At 70.4% G+C, this 18,796-nt stretch carries 15 protein-coding genes; 9 read left to right on the forward strand and 6 right to left on the reverse strand.

Translation table 11 applies throughout. From position 1 onward, the window contains the following. Positions 1–2 precede the first annotated feature (2 nt). From LVB77_RS11605 to LVB77_RS11630, 6 genes are read right to left on the reverse strand one after another with little or no spacing between them, the layout of a single operon-like run. A complete protein-coding gene (locus LVB77_RS11605) occupies positions 3–1,352 on the reverse strand; it encodes an amidohydrolase family protein (protein ID WP_232906272.1) in 1,350 nt (449 codons plus the stop codon). A 13-nt stretch (positions 1,353–1,365) separates the two neighbouring features. Continuing rightward, the gene (locus LVB77_RS11610) at positions 1,366–1,911 is read right to left on the reverse strand and encodes a 3-hydroxyanthranilate 3,4-dioxygenase (RefSeq protein ID WP_232906273.1); all 546 of its coding nucleotides are present in this window, start codon (positions 1,909–1,911) and stop codon (positions 1,366–1,368) included. A gap of 3 nt (positions 1,912–1,914) precedes the next feature. Next, on the reverse strand, positions 1,915–2,349 hold the full coding sequence (locus LVB77_RS11615) for a RidA family protein (protein ID WP_232906274.1): 435 nt from the start codon (positions 2,347–2,349) through the stop codon (positions 1,915–1,917). After that, positions 2,346–3,011, reverse strand: coding sequence for a carbonate dehydratase (gene can, locus LVB77_RS11620; RefSeq protein ID WP_232906275.1), 666 nt, complete (start codon positions 3,009–3,011; stop codon positions 2,346–2,348). The genes LVB77_RS11615 and can overlap by 4 nt, the downstream gene beginning before the upstream one ends. Before the next feature lie 19 nt (positions 3,012–3,030). Next, positions 3,031–4,392, reverse strand: coding sequence for a hypothetical protein (locus LVB77_RS11625; protein ID WP_232906276.1), 1,362 nt, complete (start codon positions 4,390–4,392; stop codon positions 3,031–3,033). Positions 4,393–4,400: 8 nt separating this feature from the next. Further along, positions 4,401–5,828: an aldehyde dehydrogenase gene (locus LVB77_RS11630; RefSeq protein WP_232906277.1), complete on the reverse strand. Its 1,428-nt coding sequence runs from the start codon at positions 5,826–5,828 to the stop codon at positions 4,401–4,403. Between the two features lie 306 nt (positions 5,829–6,134). On the opposite strand from LVB77_RS11630, the gene LVB77_RS11635 reads away from it, so the two are divergent. The 9 genes from LVB77_RS11635 (at position 6,135) to LVB77_RS11675 (ending at position 18,752) form a co-directional block, all read left to right on the forward strand. Then, positions 6,135–7,763, forward strand: a complete 1,629-nt coding sequence (locus LVB77_RS11635) for a TldD/PmbA family protein (RefSeq protein WP_232906278.1) — start codon at positions 6,135–6,137, stop codon at positions 7,761–7,763. A gap of 20 nt (positions 7,764–7,783) precedes the next feature. Beyond that, complete coding sequence (locus LVB77_RS11640) at positions 7,784–9,118, forward strand: TldD/PmbA family protein (RefSeq protein WP_232906279.1); 1,335 nt, start codon at positions 7,784–7,786, stop codon at positions 9,116–9,118. A gap of 99 nt (positions 9,119–9,217) precedes the next feature. Then, positions 9,218–10,843 carry a TldD/PmbA family protein gene (locus tag LVB77_RS11645; RefSeq protein ID WP_232906280.1) on the forward strand — a complete coding sequence of 542 codons (1,626 nt, stop codon included), beginning with the start codon at positions 9,218–9,220 and terminating at the stop codon, positions 10,841–10,843. A gap of 62 nt (positions 10,844–10,905) precedes the next feature. After that, positions 10,906–11,610, forward strand: coding sequence for a DUF4159 domain-containing protein (locus tag LVB77_RS11650; protein ID WP_232906281.1), 705 nt, complete (start codon positions 10,906–10,908; stop codon positions 11,608–11,610). Positions 11,611–11,632: 22 nt separating this feature from the next. Beyond that, the gene (locus LVB77_RS11655; RefSeq protein WP_232906282.1) at positions 11,633–12,631 is read left to right on the forward strand and encodes a MoxR family ATPase; all 999 of its coding nucleotides are present in this window, start codon (positions 11,633–11,635) and stop codon (positions 12,629–12,631) included. Between the two features lie 25 nt (positions 12,632–12,656). Beyond that, positions 12,657–13,553 carry a DUF58 domain-containing protein gene (locus tag LVB77_RS11660; RefSeq protein ID WP_232906283.1) on the forward strand — a complete coding sequence of 299 codons (897 nt, stop codon included), beginning with the start codon at positions 12,657–12,659 and terminating at the stop codon, positions 13,551–13,553. After that, a complete protein-coding gene (locus LVB77_RS11665) occupies positions 13,550–14,704 on the forward strand; it encodes a BatA domain-containing protein (protein WP_232906284.1) in 1,155 nt (384 codons plus the stop codon). Before LVB77_RS11660 ends, LVB77_RS11665 begins: the two co-directional genes overlap by 4 nt. Further along, positions 14,701–16,887: a DUF4175 domain-containing protein gene (locus tag LVB77_RS11670; RefSeq protein WP_232906285.1), complete on the forward strand. Its 2,187-nt coding sequence runs from the start codon at positions 14,701–14,703 to the stop codon at positions 16,885–16,887. The genes LVB77_RS11665 and LVB77_RS11670 overlap by 4 nt, the downstream gene beginning before the upstream one ends. After that, the gene (locus LVB77_RS11675) at positions 16,884–18,752 is read left to right on the forward strand and encodes a carboxypeptidase regulatory-like domain-containing protein (RefSeq protein ID WP_232906286.1); all 1,869 of its coding nucleotides are present in this window, start codon (positions 16,884–16,886) and stop codon (positions 18,750–18,752) included. The genes LVB77_RS11670 and LVB77_RS11675 overlap by 4 nt, the downstream gene beginning before the upstream one ends. The last annotated feature ends 44 nt before the right edge of the window (positions 18,753–18,796 follow it).

The following is an 18,796-nucleotide window of genomic DNA, read 5'->3' on the forward strand; positions in this document are numbered from 1 at the left end:
GTCTACTTGGCCGGCTCCGCTGCTGGCGATCCCGGCGCGGCCTGGTCGCAGTCGCCCAGGCAGACCAGGCGCCCGCCCTGCATGACCATGCGCATGCGCAGCAGCTGCGAGACGTCGCGCTGGGGGTCGCCGTCGACCGCGATCAGGTCGGCCCGGTGGCCCACGCGCAGCCGGCCGAGCTCGTCGCCCAGGCCCAGCGCGTCGGCGTTGCCGACGGTCGCGGCGCGCACCGCCTGCGGCAGCGGCACGCCGGATTCGACGTAGTAGCCGACCTCCAGCGCGGTCGCGGTCGGCTCGAAGCTGGGGCCGCCGTCGGTGCCCAGCGCCAACGGCACGCCGGCGCGCCAGGCGCGTCCGGGCACGGTCTTGGCCGCATCGGCCCAGGCGCGCAGCTCGTCGGCGGAACGGCCGTCGCGTCCGCCCGCGAACAGGTCCAGCCGGGACGCGACATGGTGGGCGATGAAGACGGTGGGGACCAGGTAGGCGCGCTTGCGCTTGAACAGCGCCACCGATTCGTCGTCGAAGTAGCTGCCGTGTTCGATGGTGCGCACGCCCGCGCGCAGCGCCAGATTGATCGCGGCGGTGCTGTGGGCGTGCGCCGCGACCGGGCGGTCGGCCTGGCGCGCGGCGGCCACCGCGTTGACCACTTCGTCCTCGAACATGGCCGGCTCGGCCTGCGGGCGTCCGCCGGCTTCGCGTCCCGAGCCGGACACGGTCAGTTTGATCCAGTCGGCGCCGTCCTCGATGTTCTGGCGCACCGCGCGCCGGCACGATTCCGGGCCGTCGCAGGCCGCGGGCGAGTAGGGGATATGCCAGGACGGGGCGCGCTTGGCGCCGTGTCCGCCGGTGCGCGAGATGGTGCGGCCGCTGGCGAGGATGCGCGGCCCTTCGATCAGGCCGCTGTCGATCGCGTCGCGCACGGCGTAGGTCACGCCGGTGTTGTCGCTGGTATCGCGCACGGTGGTGACGCCGGCGCGCAGCAGCCGGCGCGCGTAGGACGCGGTGGCCAGCGCCAGCCGCGCCGGCGAGCCGTAAGTGTCCTCGTCCACGTCGGCCTTGGTCGACAGATGCATGTGCAGGTCGATCAGGCCCGGCAGCACGGTGGCCTGGGACAGGTCGAGCACGCGCGCGCCGGGCTCGATGGCTGGATTCAGACCCGGTTCGATCCGCAGCAGCCGTTGCTCGCGTATCACCAGGGTGTGCGGGCCCAGGCTGGGCTCGCCGGGCTCGGCGATCAGCCGCCCGGCCAGCACCACGGTCGGCGCTGCCGCGGGCGTCGGCGCAGCGGCGGACGCGGCGCCCGAGGCCAGCGCGGCGGACAGGAGCAGCAGCGCGGTGGGTAGCGCAGGCATGGGGCGCTGCGCGTCAGGTGTCGGGCATGGTGTAGCGCGCGGGCGCCGGATTGAGGTGCCCGCACTGTTTGCAGCTGCGGTGTTCGCGCGAGGCGTAGAAGCGGTCGAACACCGGCGGGAAGTCGGTCTCGATATTGCGCAGGTGGAAGTACTCTTCGTACAGCTTGTGGTTGCAGCGTTCGCAGAACCACATCAGGCCGTCGTCCTCGTCCGCACGGCGGCGGCGCTCGATCACCAGCCCGATCGAATCGGGCATGCGCTGCGGCGAATGCGGCACGCACGGCGGCAGCAGGAAGGTTTCGCCGGCGCGGATCGGAATATCGCGCACCGCGCTGCTTCCATCAGGCATGGACTCCTGGATGCGCAGCACCATCTCGCCCTCGAGCTGGTAGAACCACTCCGCGCCCTCGTCCCAGTGATAGTCGGTGCGCTGGTTGGGGCCGCCGACCACCATCACGATGAAGTCGCCGGCGTAGATCACCTTGTTGCCCACCGGCGGCTTGAGCAGGTGGCGGTGCTCCTCGATCCAGGCCTGCAGGTTGATCGGTCCGGGCAGCATGGCTTACTCCCCGTCGCGCGGCAGGCGCGCGACGCATTTGAGTTCGATCGCGATCGGCGTCGGCAGCGCGGTGATGCCCAGGGTGGTGCGGCAGGGCGCGCGGTCGATGTCGGGAAAATACTCGGCCCACACCGCGTTGTAGGCGGCGAAGTCGCGCGCCATGTCGGTGAGGTAGACGGTCACGTCGACCAGGTCGTCCCAGGACGCGCCGCTGGCTTCCAGCACGGTGCGCACGTTGGCGAACACGGCGTGGCATTGCAGGACGATGTCGTAGGCCAGCAGGCCGCCGTCGGCGTCGTGGACGTTGCCGGGGATGCCGTTGCTGGCCGGATCGCGCGGGCCGATGCCGGACAGGAACAGCAGTTCGCCGACCCGGCGCGCGTGCGGGTACAGCCCGACCGGACGCGGCGCGGCATCGGCGCGGATGCTGTCGCTCATCGCGGCGAGCCGCCGTGGGTGGAGTGCACGCGCGCGGTCGCGCTGTCGTAGGCCGATTGCAGTTGCTCGTGCGCGGCGATGTCCATGCCCAGGTCGTTGACGCGGCCGTTGCGCAGGCTGTAGACCCAGCCGTGCACGGTCAGCGGCTGGCCGCGCGACCAGGCGTCGCGCACGATCGTGGTCAGGCAGACGTTCTGCACCTGCTCGATCACGTTGAGTTCGCACAAACGGTCGTGGCGCTCGTCCTGGTGGGCGTGGCTGATGCAGGACACGTGCTTGTCGGCGACATCGGTAACGTGGCGCAGCCAGTTGTCGACCAGGCCGTAGCGGTGGCCGTGCAGGGCCGCGTGCACGCCGCCGCAGCCGTAGTGGCCGACCACCAGGATGTGCTTGACCTTGAGCACGTCGACCGCGAACTGGATCACCGACAGGCAGTTGAGGTCGGTGTGCACGACCACGTTGGCGATATTGCGGTGGACGAACACCTCGCCGGGCGCGAGGTCGATGATCTGGTTGGCCGGCACGCGCGAATCCGAACAGCCGATCCACAGATACTCCGGCGCCTGCTGACGCGACAGCCTGGCGAAAAACTCCGGGTCTTCGGCGCTGATCCGTTGCGACCATTCGCGGTTGCGGGCCAGCAGGTCTTCGAGTGAGTTCATAGGGGTTCGCGGCAAGGGACTAGGGGGAAACGGGTCGAGCGCAGGCGCGCGCCTGCGCCGCCTGCGCGGGCGTGCACACCTTCAGCAGGCGGCGCACGACCACGTCGCCGCGACCGTCACGCACGGTGAGGTCGTAACGCCCAGGCTTCAGATACAGGGGCAGATGACGTTCGGCCGCCGACAGCACCACGGTCTGGTCGGCCGGTACCGCGTCGTCGCTTTCCCGCACGTAGCGCGCTTGCAGCGCGCAGGGCAGGCGCGCCAGGCAAGGCTGCAGGTCGGCGGACAGATCGATCGGGTAGCGCTGTCCGCCCAGGCGCATCCAGTCGGGTCGGACGGTCGCGTCCGGCGTGTCGGGGAAGGCCATCGTGACGTCGTGGCGCTGCGGCCACAGCGCCCAGGCGCGCAGCGTGCCGCGCGCCACCAGCACGCTGGGCTGGGCCGGGCGGAATTCCGCCGCCAGACGGTCGGCGACCGATGGCGTCTCGCCCGGCGGCGCCGGCGACAGCAGCGCCTGATCCACGCTCAGCGGCTCGATGCCGCTCAGGCGCTGGAACTCCATCGCCATCGGCCGCGTGGTGGGCCCGAAACCGCCCGGCGCCTTGTCGATGTGGGCGTAACCGGCATGCACCAGCAGCTTGGCGCGCGGGTTGGCGTGGAACACGCGCTCGATCAGATTCTGCGCCTGTCGGGTTTCGCGCTGTTGCTGGGTCTGGCCGGGAATGCCGACGGAGTCGTAAGGCACCAGCACGTAGCCCAGGCGCAGCGCGCTGCGGATGATTTCGGCGTAGATCGGATCGCCGCTGTAGTAACCGCTGCGCTGGTACAGCGGATAGCCGCGCCGCGTCAGCCCGGTGTCGGACGCATCCAGCGTTTCCAGCGCCAGGTGGGTGTAGCCCAATGCGCGCAGGCGCGGCAGCAGGGCCAGGGTCAGGCGACGGGTTTCGTTGCGGTGGTGCGCTTCGTTGATCATCACGGCGCGGCGGCCGGCGGCGCGCGCGACGATCCAGTCCGACGCGGGCACGGCGACGTCGTGTTGGCGGTTGGGCAGCACGAACGCGTCCGGCGTTTCCTCCCAGAACGGCATGCTGCGGTCGGCGTCGTTCGGGCGTCCGAAGAAGCCGTACTGGGTCGCCAGCATCTGTCCGACCTCGGCGGCCAGCGCTTCGTCGCCGCCGCTGTCGTAGCCGTAGGCCAGCAGGAAACGGCGGTACTCGTCGGGCTGGGCGTTGAACTGGCGGTAGAACTCGTCGATCGGATCCGGCGGCAGACCTTGCGCCTGCGCGAGGCCGGTGGCCGCGAGCAGCCAGGCCGCCAACAGGGCGAATACGCCTTTCAAGGACACGGGCGGCGTGGCGCGGATCGGCAGCGGCGACTTCATGTCAGGACTCATCCCAGGTGCAGGCCGACGTTCTTGGCCTCGGTGAAGAAACGCATGGCTTCGATGCCGCCTTCGCGGCCCAGGCCGGAGGCGCCGACGCCGCCGAACGGCGTGCGCAGGTCGCGTTGCAGCCAGGTGTTGATCCAGACCATGCCCACGCGCAACTGCGCGGCCAGGCGGTGGGCGCGGTTGAGGTCGCGCGTCCAGATCGAGGCCGACAGGCCGTAGTCGCCGGCGTTGGCCAGCGCCAGCGCGTGGCTGTCGTCGTCGAAGGGCTGCAGGGTCACGACCGGGCCGAAGATCTCCTCGCAGTTGCTCGCGCTGTCCGGGCCCAGGCCTTCGATCACGGTCGGCGCCACGTACCAGCCTTCGCGGTCCAAGGCCTGCCCGCCGCACAGGACCTGGCCGCCTTCCTCGCGGGCGCGCGCCAACGCACGCAGGACTTTGTCGTAATGCGCCTGCGACACCAGCGGGCCCAGGGTGGTGGTTTCGTCCGCGGGCGCGCCGGCGCGCAGCGCTTGCGCGCGCTCGACCATGGCCTGACGCACCTCGGCGTAGATCGGGCGCTCCACCAGCAGGCGCGAACCGCACAAGCAGATCTGCCCCGAGTTCTGGAACGCCGAGCGCACCAGGGTGTCGAGCTGCGCGCGCCAGTCGCTGTCGGCGAACACCAGGGTCGGGTTCTTGCCGCCCAGTTCCAGCGACACCTTCTTGAGTTTGGGCGCGGCCAGCGCGGCGATGCGCTGGCCGACGACGGTGCTGCCGGTGAACGACACCGCGCGCACCGCGTCGTGGTTCACCAGCGGCTCGCCCACGTCCGGGCCCAGGCCGTGGACGATGTTGAGCACGCCCGGCGGAAAACCGATCTCGATCGCCAGCTCGCCCAGCATCGTCGCGGTGGCCGGCGTGATCTCCGACGGCTTGGCGACCACCGCGTTGCCGGCGGCCAGCGCGGGCGCGATCTTCCAGGTGAACAGGTACAGCGGCAGGTTCCACGGCGAGATCGTCGCGACCACGCCCAGCGGCGCGCGCAAGGTGTAGTTGAGCCCGGCCTGGCCGTGGTGGGATTCGCTGGCGAACTGGGTGGCGGCGTGGGCGAAGAAACGCAGGTTGGACACCGCGCGCGGGATCTCCGCCTCGCGCGCCAGCCGGATCGGCTTGCCGGCGTCTTCGGACTCGGCGCGTGCGAATGCGTCCAGGCGCGATTCCAGCGCGTCGGCCAACTTCTCCAGCCAGCGTGCGCGTTCGCTGTGGGGCAGGGCGGCCCAGGCCGGAAAAGCGCGGCGGGCGGCGGCGATGGCGGCCTCGACATCGGCGGCATCGCCGGCGGCGACTTTTGCATACGCCTGCGCATTGGCAGGGTCGTATACGTCTAGCCAACGGCCGCTGGCGGGGTCGCGGGACTGTCCGTCGATGCAGTGCCGGAAATATCGCATCTGGCTAGCTTAACGCGTGGGCCGTCCGGCGCGCATCGCGGTCATCGCGGCCGCGGCGAGGCGGTGACGAATGCGCCGTACCGACGGCGTCGACCCGGGTCGAGCGCGGTGCCGGTGTTACTGCCAAGTTACGCAAAGCTTGCACGCATGCGCGTCCCAGCTTTCGACATGGTCACCCATGACCCGGGCCTCTCGGCACTTGACGCGCCGGTTAGCGGCTCTGCACATTCGGTCGGACCCTTCTCATCCACGCCCGATGGCGGACGGCGACGTCGGCATGCGGGCCTCAACGGCGGAAGCATCAACGTGGACAGACGCGATTTCCTGACGATGTCGGGCCTGGGCCTGGCCGGCCTCATGGTTCCCTACGGCAACCTCATCGCCGCCGAGGCCTTGCTCTCGCCGCTGGACGTGGCCAAGAAGAAGGCCTTGGCCGACGCCGCGCTGGGCGCGGCCACCGGTGCCGGCGCCTCGTATTGCGACGTGCGCATCGGCCGCTACCTGCGCCAGTTCGTGATCACGCGCGAGGACAAGGTCCAGAACGTGGTCAACACCGAATCCACCGGCATCGGCGTGCGCGTGCTGGTCAACGGCGCCTGGGGCTTCGCCGCCACCAACCGCCTCACCAACGAAGGCGTGGTCCAGGCCGCCAAGCAGGCCGCCGCGATCGCGCGCGCCAACGCCAAGAGCCAGACCGCGCCGGTGCAGCTGGCCAAGGCGCCGGGCGTGGGCGAGGTGTCGTGGAAGACGCCGATCAAGAAGAACTCGATGGAAGTGCCGCTCAAGGACAAGGTCGATCTGCTGCTGGGCGTGAACGCCGCGGCGATCAAGGCCGGCGCCGACTTCGTCAACTCGATGCTGTTCCTGGTCAACGAGCAGAAGTATTTCGCCTCCACCGACGGCTCCTACATCGACCAGGACGTGCACCGCATCTGGGCGCCGATGACGGTGACCGCGATCGACAAGGCCAGCGGCAAGTTCCGCACCCGCGACGGCCTGTCCTCGCCGATGGGCATGGGCTTCGAGTACCTCGACGGCGCCGCCTCGGGCAAGGTGGTCTCGCCCAACGGCGTAGTCAACTACAGCGATTCCTACGACATGCTCGAGGACGCGGTGGCCTCGGCCAAGCAGGCGCGGCAGAAGCTGACCGCGCCCTCGGTCAAGCCCGGCAAGTACGACCTGGTGCTGGACCCCTCGCACACCTGGCTGACCATCCACGAATCGGTGGGCCACCCGCTGGAGTTGGACCGCGTGCTGGGCTACGAGGCCAACTACGCCGGCACCAGCTTCGCCACGCTGGATAAGCGCAACGACAAGTTCCGCTACGGCAGCGACAACGTCACCCTGTTCGCCGACAAGACCCAGGTCGGCAGCCTGGGCGCGGTCGGCTACGACGACGAAGGCGTCAAGACCAAGCGCTGGAACCTGATCAAGGACGGCATCCTGGTCGACTACCAGACCATCCGCGATCAGGCCCACATCGTCGGCAAGACCGAGTCCGACGGCTGCTGCTACGCCGACAGCTGGTCCAGCGTGCAATTCCAGCGCATGGCCAACGTTTCGCTGGCGCCGGGCAAGAACAAGCTCAGCGTCGCCGACATGATCAAGGACGTCGAGAACGGCATCTACATCATCGGCGACGGCTCGTTCTCGATCGACCAGCAGCGCTACAACGCCCAGTTCGGTGGCCAGCTGTTCTACGAGATCAAGAACGGCAAGATCACCGGCATGCTCGAGGACGTGGCCTACCAGATCCGCACGCCGGAGTTCTGGAACGCCTGCACCGCGGTCTGCGACGACAGCGATTACCGCCTCGGCGGCTCGTTCTTCGACGGCAAGGGCCAGCCGGGCCAGGTGTCGGCGGTCTCGCACGGCTCCAGCACGGCGCGCTTCAACGGCATCAACGTCATCAACACCGCCCGCAAGCTCGGCTGAGCGATCCAGGAGAATTCACCATGAGTATGTTCAACGAAGCCGAAGCCCGGGCCCTGCTGGAGAAGGTCGTCAAGCTGTCCAAGGCCGACGAGTGCACCGCCACGCTGACCGGCTCGATCTCGGGCAACATCCGTTTCGCCCTCAACAACGTCTCCACCAGCGGCATCGTCGACGACGCCGACCTGGCGGTGCAGGTCGCGTTCGGCAACCGCGTCGGCGTGGCCACGATCAACGAGTTCGACGATGCGGCCCTGGAACGCGTGGTGCGCCGCGCCGAGGACCTGGCCCGCCTGGCGCCGGAAAATCCCGAGTTCATGCCGGCGATCGACAAGCAGAACTACAAGGCCAGCGACACCTTCAGCGCCGCCACCGCCGCGATCACGCCCGAGTACCGGGCCAAGGTCGCGTCCGACTCGATCGCGCCGTGCCGCGCCGACAAGCTGACCGCCGCCGGGTTCCTGGAGGACGGCCAGAGCTTCGTCGCCTTCGCCAACAGCAAGGGCAATTTCGGCTATCAGCGCGCGACCAACTTCAACTACACCTGCACCGTGCGCACCGATGACGGCCGCGGCTCGGGCTGGGTCGGCCGCAACCTGCAAAGCGCCGACGATTTCAAGGCCGACAGCGACGTGCGCACGGCGATGCGCAAGGCCACCGAATCGGCCGAGGCCAAGGCGCTGGAGCCGGGCAAGTACACGGTGATCCTGGAGCCGGCCGCGGCCGCGGGCCTGATCTCTTTCATGATGAACTTCTTCGACGCGCGCCAGGCCGACGAGGGCCGCAGCTTCTTGTCCAAGAAGGGCGGCGGCAACAAGCTGGGCGAGCAGGTCTACGACCCGCGCGTGAACATCGTCGCCGATCCCTGGGACGAGCGCGCCGCGGTCATGCCCTGGGACGGCGACGGCCTGCCGCGCGAGAAGATGGCGGTGGTCGAGAACGGCAAGATCGCCGCGCTGCGCTACTCGCGCTACTGGGCCAAGAAGCAGGGCAAGCGCGCGGTCGGCACGCCCGGCAACCTGCTGATGGCCGGCGGCGACAAGTCCACCGCCGAGCTGATCAAGGGCACGCAGAAGGGCATCCTGGTCACGCGCACCTGGTACATCCGCCTGGTCGATCCGCAGACCGTGCTGCTGACCGGCCTGACCCGCGACGGCACCTTCTACATCGAGAACGGCGTGATCAAGCATCCGGTGAAGAATTTCCGCTTCAACGAATCGCCGGTGATCATGCTCAACAACATCGAGGAGCTGGGCAAGCCGGTGCGCGTGGCCGGCGACGAGTCCTCGTTCGTGATGATGATTCCGCCGATGAAGCTGCGCGATTTCACCTTCACCTCGCTGTCGGACGCGGTCTGACGCCAGACGGCCAAGGCGGCGCCACCGCTTGCCGGTGCGCCGCCCGCGCCGCGAAACACCCGCTACGACCGATCACCGCCACAGCCGAGTCCGCAAGCCGTGCAACGACGCGATTTTCTGAGTTTCACCGGCCTGGGCCTGGCCGGCCTCATGCTTCCCTACGGCCGCAGCATCGCCGCCGAGGCCCTGCTGGAACCGGTAGACACCGCGCGTCGCCGCGCTCTGGCCGATGCGGCCTTGAACGCGGCCCGCGAGGGCGGCGCCTCCTACTGCGACGTGCGTATCGGCCGTTATCTGCGCCAGTCGGTGATCACCCGCGAGGCGCAGGTACGCAACATCGTCAACGGCGAATCCGCCGGCGTCGGCATCCGCGTGCTCAGCGACGGCGCCTGGGGCTTCGCCGCCACCGCGCGCTCCACGCCCGATGCGGTGGCCGCCGCCGCGCGTCAGGCGCTGGCGATCGCGCGCGCCAACGCCAAGGTGCTGACCCGCAAGGTCGAACTGGCGCCGGTGCAGGGCGTGGGCGAAGTGCGCTGGGCCACGCCGGTGCGCAAGAACGCGATGGCGGTGCCGATCAAGGACAAAGTCGAGCTGCTGCTGGGCGTGAACGCCGCGGCGATGAAGGCCGGTGCCGATTTCGTCAATTCCACCTTGTTCGTGATCAACGAACAAAAGTATTTCGCGTCCACCGACGGCAGCTACATCGATCAGGACGTGCACCGGATCTGGCTGCCGCTGACCGCCACCGCGGTGGACAAGGCCAGCGGCAAGTTCCGCACCCGCGACGGCCTGTCGGCGCCGATGGGCATGGGCTACGAATACCTGGACGCCGATCCGGCCGGAAAGCACGCCTTGCCCGGCGGCATGACCGGCTACGGCAGTTCCTACGACGTGATGGAGGACGCGGTCGCGGCCGCCAAGCACGCGCGCGCCAAGCTCAAGGCGCCCTCGGTCAAGCCCGGCAAGTACGACCTGGTGCTGGACCCGTCGAACATGTTTCTCACGATCCACGAGAACGTCGGCCATCCGCTGGAACTGGACCGCGTGCTCGGCTACGAGGCCAACTACGCCGGCACCAGTTTCGCCACCCTGGACAAACGCGAACAGGGCTATCGCTACGGCAGCGAGGTGGTGAACTTCGTCGCCGACAAGACCCGCGCCGGCAGCCTGGGCGCGGTCGGCTACGACGACGAAGGCGTGAAGACGCGGCAGTGGGATCTGGTGCGCGACGGCATCCTGGTCGATTACCAGGCCACCCGCGACGAGGCCCTCATCCTCGGCCACAAGGAATCGCACGGTTGCAGCTATGCCGACAGCTGGTCCAGCGTGCAGTTCCAGCGCATGGCCAATGTCTCGCTGCTGCCGGGCAAGAAACCGCTGAGCGTGGCCGAGATGGTCAAGGGCGTGGAACGCGGCCTGTACGTGCACGGGCGCGGCTCGTATTCGATCGACCAGCAGCGCTACAACGCGCAGTTCGGCGGCCAGCTGTTCTTCGAGATCAAGAACGGCCAGGTCGTGGGCCTGGTCGAGGACGCGGCCTACCAGATCCGCACGCCGGAGTTCTGGAACGCCTGCGTGGCCGTCTGCGACCAGCGCGACTTCCGCCTCGGCGGTTCGTTCTTCGACGGCAAGGGCCAGCCCAGCCAGGTGTCGGCGGTCTCGCACGGCTCCAGCACCGCGCGTTTCAACGGCGTGAACGTCATCAACACCGCGCGTTCGCTGTAGGCCGTGCCGATGCGCGTCGCCGTCCCGCATGCCCCGGCGTTCCGACGCGCGGACGCATGCGCATGAACCGCGCGCAGTTCCTGCGCCTGATGCTGGGCGGACTGGCCGGTGCGGCCTTGTCGCGGCCCTGGCAGGCGGCGTCGGCGGCGGCCGAGTACGACTTCTGGTTCACCCGCCTGAAGTACGACTCCGGCGACTGGGACGTGGACCAGCGCATGCCGGCCAACCTGATCACCTCGCTGATCGACTACACCAACCTGCGCGTGGACCCCAAGGAGCACGTGCTGGCGCTGGCCGATCCGAAGATGCTGACCGCGCCGTTCTGCTACCTGGCCGGGCACAAGCTGGTCGAGTTCAATCCCGACGAGCGCCGCAACTTCGAGCGTTACGTGCGCAACGGCGGCTTCGTCTTCGTCGACGACTGCAACCACGACATCGACGGCCTGTTCGCGCGCTCCTTCGAATCGCAGATGGCGGCGATCTTCGGCCGCAAGGCGATGAAGAAGCTGCCCAAGAACCATCCCCTCTACCGCAGCTTCTTCGTCTTCGACGGCCCGCCGGCGACCGGCTTCGAACTCAACGGCTGGGGCGACGACCTGGTCCACGAGTACCTGCAGGGCATCGAGATCGACGGCCGCCTGGGCGTGCTCTACAGCAACAAGGACTACGGCTGCGAGTGGGACTACGACTGGCGCAACAAGCGCTTCCTGGCCGAGGACAACACCAAGTTCGCGGTCAACATCGTCATGTACGCGCTGACCGCGTGAACGCATCCAGCAAGGGCACCCCATGAGCCAGACCCCCAGCGAATCCGACATCCAGGCCGAACTGGCCCAGCTGAGCACGCTGCGCAGCGCGATCGCGCAGGCCATCGTCGGCCAGGACGACGTGGTCGAGCAGTTGCTGATCGGCCTGCTGGCCGGCGGCCACTGCCTGCTCGAAGGCGTGCCCGGCCTGGGCAAGACCCTGCTGGTGCGCTCGCTGGGGCAGGCGCTGGAACTGCAGTTCCGGCGCGTGCAGTTCACGCCCGACCTGATGCCCAGCGACATCCTCGGCACCGAGCTGCTGGAAGAGGATCACGGCACCGGTCATCGCCATTTCCGCTTCCAGCCCGGCCCGATCTTCACCAACCTGCTGCTGGCCGACGAGCTCAACCGCACGCCGCCCAAGACCCAGGCGGCGCTGCTGGAGGCGATGCAGGAACGCACGGTCAGCTACGCCGGCGTCACCCACACCCTGCCGTCGCCGTTCTTCGTGCTGGCCACGCAGAATCCTTTGGAACAGGCCGGCACCTATCCCTTGCCGGAGGCGCAGCTGGACCGCTTCCTGCTGCATATCCGCGTCGACTATCCGAGCGAGCGCGAGGAGCACGACATCCTGCAGCAGACCACCGGCGCGCACAGCGCGCAGGTGCCGCGGGTGATGCACGGCGAGCAGGTGCTGGCCTTGCAGGCGCGCGTGCGCGAGGTCCATCTGGGCGACGATCTGCTGCTGTGGATCACCCGCCTGGTGCGCGCCAGCCGGCCGCGCGACAGCGCCCTGGCCGAAGTGCGGCAATGGGTGAAGTGGGGCGCGGGCCCGCGTGCCGGTCAGTCGCTGGTGCTGGCGGCCAAGGCGCGCGCGCTGCTGCACGGCCGCTTGGCCGCGACGCGCGACGACGTGCTGGCGCTGGCGGCGCCGGTGATGCGTCACCGCCTGTTGCTGTCGTTCGCCGCGGAGGCCGAGCAGAAGAGCGCCGACGACGTGATCGCCGCGCTGGTGCGCGGCGTGCGGTTCGCCGGCGCCTGAGCGCAGGGGCAGGGCGGCGATTGCGATGAGCGGCGATCTGATCCCGGCGGCGGTGCGCGCGCGTCTGCGCAACCTGCGCCTGACCTCGCGGCGCGCGGTCGGCGCGCACGGGCTGGGCCTGCACCGCAGCCGCAGCCGCGGCGCCGGGTTGGAGTTCGCCCAGTACCGCGCCTACGAGCCCGGCGACGAACTGCGCCAGATCGATTGGAAGCTGTACGCGCGCTCGGACCGCTTCTTCGTGCGCGAGGCCGAACGCGAGAGTCCGCTGGCGGTGTGGCTGCTGCTGGACGCCAGCGCCTCGATGAACCAGGCCGATGCGGCGCGGCCGGGTTGGAGCCGCTTGGATGCGGCCAAGGCCCTGGTCGCCTGCGTGGCCGAGCTGGCCCTGCGCCAGGGCGATCGCTTCGGCCTGATCGCGTTGCGCGACGACGGCCTGCGCCTGCTCGCGCCGGCCAGCGGCCCGCGTCAACGCGACCGTCTGCTGCTGGAGCTGCAGGCGCTGTCGGCGCGCGGTAGCTGGCCCGGCAGCGAGCAATTGCGGCCGCTGTGGGAACGCATCCGCGCCGACGACCTGGTGCTGATGCTGGGCGACGGATTCGACGAGAGCGGCATCGCCGTGGCCGAACGTCTGGCCGCGGCGCGGCGCGAGGTGCTGAGCCTGCGCATTCTCACCGCCGAAGAGCGCGACTTCCCGTATCAGGGCGGGCATCGTTTCCGCGATGCTGAAACCGGCGAAGAGCTGCTGGGCGACGGCGTCGCGCTGCGCGCCGAGTTCCTGGCCCGCTTCGCCGCGGCGCGCGCGCAGATCGACGCGCGCCTGGACGCCTGCGGCATCCGCCACGCCGAATACGTGCTGGACCAGGAACTGGACCTGCCGCTGCGGCGCTTGTTCGGCGCCCGCGACGCCGCGGAGTACGCGTGAATTTCGCCCTGCTGCTGCCTGCCGCGCTGGCCGCGCTGACGGCCTTGCTGCTGCCGCTGCTGATCCATCTGGCGCGACGCAGCGAGCAGCGCCCGACCGACTTCGCCGCGTTGCGCTGGCTGCGCCAGAAGCCGCGCCCGCGCCATCGCATCCGCTTCGACGAGCGCTGGTTGCTGCTGCTGCGTCTGCTGTTGCTGGCCTTGTTGGCGCTATGGCTGGCGCGGCCGGCGATGTACGGCGGCGCCACCGTGCGGCCCTGGGTGGCGGTCGCGCCGGGTATCGATCCTCGGGCCCTGGACCTGCCCGCTGATGCGCGCGTGCGTTGGCTGGCGCCGGGCAGTCCGAGCATCGATACGCCGATGCCTGCGCGCGCGCAGCCGCTGGCCAGCCTGCTGCGCGAACTCGACGCGACTCTGCCGGCCGATGTGCCGCTGCAGGTGGTCGTGCCGGCGCAGTTGTCGGGCGCGGACGGCGAACGCCCGCGGCTGTCGCGGAAGGTCGAATGGCGCGTGGTGGCGGGTTCGAACGCAGCCGCATCGGTCGCCGCCGCGCAAGCGCCGGTCAAGGCCGCGATCCGCTATGCGCCCGACCACGCGGCCGCCTTGCCGTATCTGCGCGCGGCCATCGCATCCTGGTCGCCGCAAGGCACCGCGGTGGACGCCGCCGTCGCAACCGCGGCCGCGCCCAGCGATCCCAAGGTCCGCAATCTGCTATGGCTCGCGCCCGGACCGCTGCCCGCACCCGTGCTGGAGTGGGCGGGCGCGGGCGGCACGCTGGTGCTGGCGGCCGACACGCAGGCGCCTTCCCTGGCGTCCAGCCTGCCGCTGTGGCGCGACGGCGAGGGCCGGGTGCTGGCGGAAGGCGGGCGCTACCGCGAGGGCCGCGTGCTGCGTTTCACCCGCGCGCTCACGCCGCAGAGCCTGCCGCTGCTACTGGAACCGGAGTTTCCGCGCGGCCTGCGCGCTTTGCTGAGCGCACCCGTCGCGGCGCCGACGCTGACTTCGGCCGGCGATTACGCGCCGCGCCACGGCGGCCCGACTTACGACACGCCCGCGCGCGATCTCAAGCCCTGGCTGGCGCTGTTGATCGGCGCCTTGTTCGTGCTGGAGCGCTGGCTCGCCTGCCGTCCGCGTCGCGGTGGTGCGCCATGAGCGCGGCGCAACGGCTGCAACGGCTGTTGCATGCGGCGCGCTGGCGAAGTGCGGCCGATGCGCTGCTCATCGGCGCGCCCTGGGTGTTGCTCGCTGCCTGCCTGGCGTGGCGGTGGAGCGGGGTGGGCACCGCGATTGCGGTGGCGGTGCTGGCGGCGGCCATCGTCGCGGCCATAGCCTGGCGCGTGTCGCTGCGCCTGGACACGGCCTGGCTGGTGCGCCGGCTCAATGCGCACCGCGCCGACATGGACGACAGCGCGGATCTGTTGTTCGCCGATGGCGCCAAGCTGGGTGCGCTGCAGAGCCTGCAGCGCGCCCGTCTGCAACGGCGCATCGAGGACGGTGCCACGCCCGACTTGCGCCCGGCCTGGTCGCTGCGACGCCTGGCTTGGTCCGGTTCGCTGGCGGTGCTGGCATTGTTGGCGATAGGCCTGTGGCCGCGCCCCAACGACCTGCCGCTGCACGAGCGGCTCGCCGATGCGGTCGGCCTGTCGCCGGCGCCCACGCAGACCCGTTTGAGCGACGCCGCGCTCGCGATCGCTCCGCCTGCCTACACGCGCCTGCCTGCGCGCGAACAAGACCAGCTCGAAGCCAAGACCGTGCAGGGCGCGCGCCTGCGCTGGCGTTTGCGCTTCCAGCCGCAGCCGAACTCGGTCGAGCTGGTCTTTCACGACGGTCGCCGCGTGCCGCTGACGCGCGCAGGCGAGGACTGGTCGGCCAGCGCGGTGCTGGAAAAGTCCACGCTCTACCGCATCGTGCTGGATGCCAAAGCGCTGCCTTTGCAGCCGCGCCGTTTGTACCGAGTAGACCTTGCGCCCGACCGTGCACCGCAGCTGGGCGTGATCGAGCCCGACCGCGGCCTGAGCCTGCTCACCCCGGGCCAGCGCGTATGGCCGCTGGCCTTCGACGCCAGCGACGACTACGGCCTGGCCGCCAATGCGATCTTGCGCATCACCCTGGCCCAGGGCTCGGGCGAAAACATCACCTTCCGCGAGCAGCGCATCAGCCTGCGCGGCAACGGCGGCGCCACCGCCAAGCGCTACGCGCACCGACTGGACCTGGCCGCGCTGGGCTTCGCGGTCGGCGACGACCTGATCGTACAGCTCAGCGTCGACGACAACCGCGCCCCGCAACCGCAAACCACGCGCAGCCCCAGCCTGATCCTGCGCTGGCCCGCCGATCTGGGCCAGGAGGCGACCGGCCTCGAGGGCCTGGTCAAGACCACGTTGCCCGCGTACTTCCGCAGCCAGCGTCAGATCATCATCGACGCCGAAGCCTTGTACGCACAGCGCCGCAAACTCGCGGCCGCGACCTACGAGCAGCGCTCGGACGGGATCGGCGTGGACCAGCGCATCCTGCGCCTGCGCTACGGCCAGTTCCTGGGCGAGGAGTCCGAGGGCGAGCCCAAGCCGCCGCCGACCAACGACGCCGAAGACGTCGCCCACGCGGACGGCGAACACGACGATCATGCGCCGGCCGCGGCGGACGCCGACGCGCACGACGACCACGATCACGCGCCGGCGCAGACGCCCTCGCGCTTCGGCGATGCCGGCTCGTTGCTGGAGGAGTACGGCCACACCCACGACCACGCCGAAGCGGCGACGCTGCTGGATCCGGAAACCCGCAAGCTGCTCAAGGCCGCGCTGGACGAGATGTGGCAGTCGGAACTGCACCTGCGCCAGGCCCATCCCGAGCAGGCGCTGCCTTACGCCTATCGCGCCTTGCGCTACATCAAGCAGGTCCAGCAGGCCAGCCGCATCTACCTGGCGCGGGTCGGGCCGGAACTGCCGCCGATCGACGAGACCCGGCGCATGAGCGGCGAGCGCGAAGGCCTGGCGCGGCGCGCCGATGCGCTCAGCGCGACGGTCGCCACCGATACGCCTCTGGAAGCCTTGTGGGGCGCGCTGGAAACGGCGCCGGGCGCGCAGGGCGCGGGCATCGACACCGCCGCCTTGGAGCGCTGGCTGAGCGAACACGAGTCGCGCGTGGCCGATCCGCTGGCGTTCGTGGCCGCGATCGACGCGCTGCGCGAACGGCCCGATTGCGTGCCGTGCCGGGCGCGCCTGCGCGGCCTGCTGTGGCCGCTGCTCAAGCGTCCGCCGGCGGCCTTGCCGCGACGCGAGGACGGCGGTGAGGAAGGTCGGCGTTATCTGGATGCCTTGCGGCGGGAGTCGGCGCCATGAACCCCGCGTACGCCACGCCCGAATTCGCGCTGGCCGCACTGCTCGCTCTGGCCGTGCTGCTGGCCTGGGCCGGCCTGATCCTGCGGCAGTCGCGCACGCCCAGGCACGAGCGCGCGCGCAGCTGGCGCCTGCTGTTGCTGCTGGCCGCGCAGCCCGTCGCCGCCGCGCTGCTGTACCTGACCCTGCTGCCGCCGACCTTGCCGGGCGAGGCGGGCACGATGCTAGTGGCGACGGCCGGCGCGCGCGATGTCGGCGACAAAGCCGCCGGCGAGGTGCGGGTGATCCTGCCGGAAGCGCCGAATGACGCAGCGGGCGAACGCGTGCCCGATCTGGCCACCGCCTTGCGCCGCCACCCAGGCACGCGGCGCTTGCGCGTGATCGGCGCCGGTCTGGAAGCGCGCGATGCGGACGCCGCCCGCAGCCTGACGATCGAGTTCCAAGCCGCGCCCTTGCCGCGCGGACTCAGCGGCCTGTGGCTGCCGCGCCGCGTCGCGGCCGGCGACGATTTCTTGGTCCACGCGCAGGCGAGCGGACTGGACGGCGGCAGTGCGGAATTGTTGGATCCGGCGGGACAGCGCGTCGATCGCGCTGCGCTGGATGCGGACGGCGCGTTCGCCCTGAGCGGCACCGCACGCGGCGCGGGGTTAAGCAACTTCACCCTGCGTCTGTTTGACGCGCAGCGCAAAACGGTGCAGGACATCGATCTGCCGCTGCAGACCACGGACGAACCCGCGCCGCGCATCCTGATCCTGGCCGGCGCGCCCAGCCCCGAACTCAAATACCTGCGCCGCTGGGCCGTGGACAGCGGCGCGCGGCTGCAGACCCAGATCAGCGTCGGCGGCGGCCTGCAGCTGGGCGACGCGCCCATCGCTCTCAATGCCGCCAGCCTGGGCGGTTACGATCTGGCGGTGCTGGACGAGCGCAGCTGGGACGGCCTGGGCGCGGCGCAACGCGCGTCGCTGATCGAAGCGGTGCGCGGCGGCCTGGGTCTGATCCTGCGCACTACCGGACCCTTGTCCGACGGCACGCGCGCGCAGTGGCGGTCGCTGGGCTTGAACGTCGACGCCGGCCGCGATGCCGCCAACGCCAAGCTGGCGCTGGACGGCGGCGCCGACGAGGACGCGATCCGCGCGCGCATCGGCCCGGGCAGCGCCGATGCGCCGCGCGTGCGCGACGAGGCCGTGCCCGAGACGCCGGTACTGAGCCGGCGGGTGCTGCGCCTGGAATCGCCGCAGGTGCAAACCCTGCTGCGCGACAGCAACGGCGTCGCGCTAGCGGTCTGGCGCGAGCAAGGGCGCGGCCGGGTCGCGCTGTGGACGCTGACCGACAGCTTCCGTCTGGCCCTGGGCGGCCGCGGCGATCTGCATGCGCGGATCTGGAACGATGCGCTGGCCGCGGTCGCGCGCGCGCAGCCCGGCGATGCGCCTCAGATCGACAGCGACGCGCGTCCGCACCAGCGCATGAGCCTGTGCGGGCTGAGCGCCGGTGCGCGCGTGACCGCACCCGACGGTCGCGAGCTGCCCTTGCTGATCGATCCGGCCAGCGGCGCGCGCCGTTGCGCGGGCTATTGGCCGCGTCTGCCGGGTTGGCACCGCCTGCGGCAGGGCGAGCGCGTATGGCCGTTTGCGGTGCGCCGCAGCGACGAAGCGCCGGGGCTGCACGCCAGCGCCTTGCGCGAGCGCACGCTGACGCTGGCCGCGCAACCGGCGTCGCCGTCGACTCTGGTCGCCGCCGATCCTAACCCCCGGCGCGGCCCGTCCTGGCCCTGGTTCCTGGCCTGGCTGTCGTTCGCTGCGGCGCTATGGTGGTTCGAACGCTCGCGCCTGGGGCGCGCCGTGCCGATTGCGGCGGAAACGACGGGCTGAGCGCTGCGTCGCGCCTGCGCTCAGATCGACCGCACTCAGATCGA

The organism is Lysobacter sp. 5GHs7-4, assembly GCF_021284765.1.
In the GTDB taxonomy this organism is placed as follows: Bacteria; Pseudomonadota; Gammaproteobacteria; order Xanthomonadales; family Xanthomonadaceae; genus Lysobacter.

Coding starts and splice junctions, on each gene's coding strand:
- LVB77_RS11605 (WP_232906272.1), bottom strand. CDS start 1,352: ATGCCTGCGCTACCCACCGCGCTGCTGCTCCTGTCCGCCGCGCTGGCC.
- LVB77_RS11610 (WP_232906273.1), bottom strand. CDS start 1,911: ATGCTGCCCGGACCGATCAACCTGCAGGCCTGGATCGAGGAGCACCGC.
- LVB77_RS11615 (WP_232906274.1), bottom strand. CDS start 2,349: ATGAGCGACAGCATCCGCGCCGATGCCGCGCCGCGTCCGGTCGGGCTG.
- can (WP_232906275.1), bottom strand. CDS start 3,011: ATGAACTCACTCGAAGACCTGCTGGCCCGCAACCGCGAATGGTCGCAA.
- LVB77_RS11625 (WP_232906276.1), bottom strand. CDS start 4,392: ATGAAGTCGCCGCTGCCGATCCGCGCCACGCCGCCCGTGTCCTTGAAA.
- LVB77_RS11630 (WP_232906277.1), bottom strand. CDS start 5,828: ATGCGATATTTCCGGCACTGCATCGACGGACAGTCCCGCGACCCCGCC.
- LVB77_RS11640 (WP_232906279.1), top strand. CDS start 7,784: ATGAGTATGTTCAACGAAGCCGAAGCCCGGGCCCTGCTGGAGAAGGTC.
- LVB77_RS11650 (WP_232906281.1), top strand. CDS start 10,906: ATGAACCGCGCGCAGTTCCTGCGCCTGATGCTGGGCGGACTGGCCGGT.
- LVB77_RS11655 (WP_232906282.1), top strand. CDS start 11,633: ATGAGCCAGACCCCCAGCGAATCCGACATCCAGGCCGAACTGGCCCAG.
- LVB77_RS11660 (WP_232906283.1), top strand. CDS start 12,657: ATGAGCGGCGATCTGATCCCGGCGGCGGTGCGCGCGCGTCTGCGCAAC.
- LVB77_RS11670 (WP_232906285.1), top strand. CDS start 14,701: ATGAGCGCGGCGCAACGGCTGCAACGGCTGTTGCATGCGGCGCGCTGG.
- LVB77_RS11675 (WP_232906286.1), top strand. CDS start 16,884: ATGAACCCCGCGTACGCCACGCCCGAATTCGCGCTGGCCGCACTGCTC.